The organism is Rhodococcus sp. O3 (assembly GCF_048897285.1).
Lineage (GTDB): Bacteria > Actinomycetota > Actinomycetes > Mycobacteriales > Mycobacteriaceae > Rhodococcus.
Window position 1 is genome coordinate 1 of the sequence record NZ_JBMBTE010000240.1, and the last position, 3,810, is coordinate 3,810.

The window sequence follows — 3,810 nt, forward strand, 5'->3', positions numbered from 1 at the left end:
AGTTGTCCGTGATCGTCCCGATCGCTGTGCCGGCATCGGTGTACGCGCTCGCCGCGTACGCGCCACGCTGGGCCGCGAACGGTGCGCTCGCCGCGGCGGCGATCGGCGGTGCGGCGGCCGGGGTGAACTACCTCGGTCAGTACGAGGGCCGCACCCTTTTCGAGACGGTCGCGGCGGCGGTGTTCGTCGCGGTGTTCCTCGCCGGCATCTGGGCCTTCGGCCGGATGCGGGGACTGCGTCTACGCGAGATGGAATCGCTGACCGAACGCAACCGTCTGCTCGAACTCGATCGGCTCAAGGAAGCGGAACTGGCCGCCACCCAGGAACGCACCCGCATCGCGCGTGAGATGCACGACATCGTCGCGCACTCGCTCACCGCGATGATCGCGCAGGCCGACGGCGGCCGGTACGCGGCCGCAGCCGACCCCGAGGCCGCGGCCGGTGCACTCACCACGATCGCCGAGACCGGGCGCCGCGCGCTGACCGACATGCGCTCGCTGCTGTCGGTGCTGCGCGAGGACACGCCCCGCGAGTTCACCGCGACCCCCGGTCTCGACGATCTCGACGCGCTCGTGCAACAGATGCGCGGAAGCGGTCTGGACGTGACGTACACCGTCGCCGGGCCGGCCCGCGACCTTCCGGTGGGAACGCAGTTGTCGGTCTATCGGATCGTGCAGGAGTCGCTGACGAACGTGCTCAAACACGCGGGGCCCCACGCGCACACCGAGGTCACGCTGGACTGGCGGCCGGAGGTGCTCGTCGTGGAGGTCGTCGACGACGGGCGTGGGGCCGCGGCCCTCGTGCAGGCGCCGCCCGGTGGGCAGGGCCTGACCGGAGTCGAGGAACGTGCCCGCCTGCACGGTGGACGCGCGGTCGCGGGACCACGTGCCGGGGGTGGCTACCGTGTACGCGCCGAGCTCCCCGCCTAGGGTGGCAGGGATGACCGAATCCGTCGCACCCATCCGCGTCGCACTCGTCGACGACCAGCAGCTCGTTCGTGCCGGGCTGCGCATGGTGCTCGAATCCCAGCCGGACATCGTCGTCGTCGCCGAGGCGTCCGACGGCGCGGCCGCACTGACCGAACTCGGGCGCGTCCGCGCGGACGTCGTGCTCATGGATGTGCAGATGCCGCGGGTCGACGGGATCTCGGCGTCCCGCACCCTGCTCGCCGACCCGGAGGCACCGAAGGTGGTGGTGCTCACCACCTTCGACAACGACGACTACGTCGTGCAGGCCATCGCGGCCGGCGCGAGCGGATTCCTGCTCAAGGACGCGCCGCCGGAGGATCTGCTCGACGCGGTTCGCACCGTGCATCGAGGTGACGCGGTCATGGCCCCGCGCGCGACCCGGCGTCTGCTCCGGCATGTGTCGCCGATGCTCGAACAGACCGCCGCGACGAAGGACACGTACGTGGACCTTCCGGAGGATCTCACCCCGCGCGAGGTCGAGGTGCTCACCGCGATGGCGCACGGTCTGAGCAACGGCGAGATCGCGGAACGGTTCGTGCTGTCCGCCGCGACCGTCAAGACCCATGTCGGGCGGGTGCTCGCCAAGACCGGTTCGCGTGACCGGGTGCAGGCCGTGCTGTTCGCCTTCCGCGCCGGGCTGGTGCGTCCGGACGAGTTGCTGCGCACCGCGCAGTAGGACCCCGGTATCTCCGGTGGCCGCTGCGGGTCATACCCCGGTATGACGCGCGGCGCCGCAGGATCGGGTGTCGCGCCGATGCGCCGGGATCGCGCTGATTCCTACTGTCGGAGGATGACTTCCATCAGTGCTTTCGCGCCCGCCTGCTCGGCACACGACGTGGTCCGTGTCTACGGGCACGGCGACGCCGAAGTTCGTGCCCTCGACGGCATTTCGGTCGAATTCGAACGCGGCCGGTTCTCCGCGATCATGGGCCCGTCGGGGTCCGGTAAGTCCACACTCATGCACGCGCTGGCCGGACTCGACGGCGTCGATGCCGGTCGGGTGGTGCTGCACGGCGGAGCCGGGATCGGCACGGAAATCGAGATCAGCACGGCGTCGGACGCGGTGCTGACCGGATTGCGCCGCGACCGTATCGGTTTCGTGTTCCAGGCGTTCAACCTGCTGCCCGTGCTGACCGCCTGCGACAACATTCTGCTGCCGATGCGCCTGGCCGGAACCCGGCCCGCACCACAGTGGTTCGACGAGGTCGTCGGGCGTCTCGGCCTGACGGACCGTCTCGACCACCTGCCCCACGAGATGTCCGGGGGGCAGCAGCAGCGCGTCGCCGTCGCGCGGGCCCTGCTGCCGCAGCCCGACGTGATCTTCGCGGACGAACCGACCGGGAACCTGGATTCGCAGGCCGGCGCCGAGGTGCTGGCGCTGCTGCGGTCGAGTGTGCGGGAGACCGGCCAGACCGTCGTCATGGTCACCCACGATGCGGTCGCGGCGTCGTACTCGGACCGGGTGGTGCTCCTCGCCGACGGGCGACTCGCCGGTGAAATAGCGGATCCCACGGCAGATTCCGTGCTCGACGCGATGCGTGGCCTCGGCGCGGTCGGTGCGGTGGCACGATGAGGCATCTCGTTCTGGCCCAGGCTCGCGCCCACCGCGGCCGATACATCGCGTCCGCCCTCGCCGTGATCGTGTCCGTCGCGTTCGCCGTCGGCACCCTCGTGCTCGGCGATACCGTGAACTCCTCGATCACGAAAGCGGCTGCCGCCCAATACGAAGGGGTTGCCGCTGCAGCGGTCCTCGACCATGCGCGAGGTTCCGAGCCGGACGTCGCTCCGGAGCACACGGCGGCGGTCGCCGCCGCGGTACCCGGTGTGCGCGCGGCGGTGCTGGACGTGACCGGATACGTCCGGATCGTGGGGGCCGAGGGACTTCCCGAATCGGCCAGGGTGACCAGCCTGGCCCCGGACGAGTCGTTGCGCTGGCAGCGGCTCGCCGACGGTCGCTGGCCCGGCGGTCCCGGCGAGGTGGTCGTCGGTTCGGGATCGCGATACGCGCTGGGCGAGACACTCACCGTCGTCGCCTCCGACGCTGCGCCCGAGGCCGTCACGGTCGTCGGCACCGTCGACCTCGACGGCACACCGCAGGCCATGGACTCCGGCCTCGTGTTCGTCGAGACCGCGCAGGTGCGCTCCTGGGCGGGCGCCGATGCGGAGGTGGAACTGCGGGTCGCCGGCGACGGGGACGGCCTCGTCGACGCGCTGGCCGCGGCCCTGCCCGGGGTGCGTGTCGTCTCCGGCGCCGACCGTGCCACCGAGGTCGCAGGGGCACACGTCGGCAACATCTCGGTGTTGCGCGACGTGCTGCTGTGTTTCGTCGCGATCGCGGTCGTCGTCGCCGGTCTCGTCATCGCCAACACCTTCGCGGTCCTGCTCGCAGCCCGCACTCGCGAGCTTGCTCTCATGCGATGCGTGGGGGTGTCGGCGAAACAGGTGCGGCGCAGTGTGCGCGGCGAAGCCCTCGTCGTGGGTCTCGTCTCCGCCACGTTGGGGGTGCTCGCCGGATGCGGTCTCGCCGCGCTGGTCGTCGCGCTGGCGCGGGCCGCGGACGTGCCGATCCCGCTGACCTCGATCGCGATCGGCCCGATGACCGTCGTGGCCGGCATCGCGCTCGGCACCGTCGTCACGGTGCTCGCGGCGAGCGGCCCGGCCCGCCGGGCCACGCGGATACCGGCACTGGCCGCGTTGCATCCGATCGAGACACAACCCGAACCGGTGGCGGACTCGCGGATGCGGCGTGTCTGTGCGGCGCTCGCTCTCGTCTCGGGTGCGGCTCTGCTCGTGATCGGCGTGGCCACCGCGAACGTGATGATCGCCTGCCCCGGCGGGGTGC

The 3,810-nt window shown here is 71.3% G+C and carries 4 protein-coding genes; all 4 read left to right on the top strand.

Annotated features, from left to right (window positions below; all coding sequences use genetic code 11):
• Positions 1-929: sensor histidine kinase (locus ACN675_RS28280; protein ID WP_420753974.1), on the top strand; the 929-nt coding region annotated here is incomplete at its 5' end.
• A 10-nt stretch (positions 930-939) separates the two neighbouring features.
• The gene (locus tag ACN675_RS28285; protein ID WP_420753975.1) at positions 940-1,644 is read left to right on the top strand and encodes a response regulator; all 705 of its coding nucleotides are present in this window, start codon (positions 940-942) and stop codon (positions 1,642-1,644) included.
• 114 nt (positions 1,645-1,758) lie between these two features.
• Positions 1,759-2,541: an ABC transporter ATP-binding protein gene (locus tag ACN675_RS28290; protein WP_420753976.1), complete on the top strand. Its 783-nt coding sequence runs from the start codon at positions 1,759-1,761 to the stop codon at positions 2,539-2,541.
• Positions 2,538-3,810: ABC transporter permease (locus ACN675_RS28295; protein WP_420753977.1), on the top strand; the 1,273-nt coding region annotated here is incomplete at its 3' end. The genes ACN675_RS28290 and ACN675_RS28295, both read left to right, overlap by 4 nt.

Excerpts from the sequence above, each read along its gene's own strand:
- ACN675_RS28285 (WP_420753975.1), top strand. The coding sequence starts at position 940 with ATGACCGAATCCGTCGCACCCATCCGCGTCGCACTCGTCGACGACCAG.
- ACN675_RS28290 (WP_420753976.1), top strand. The coding sequence starts at position 1,759 with ATGACTTCCATCAGTGCTTTCGCGCCCGCCTGCTCGGCACACGACGTG.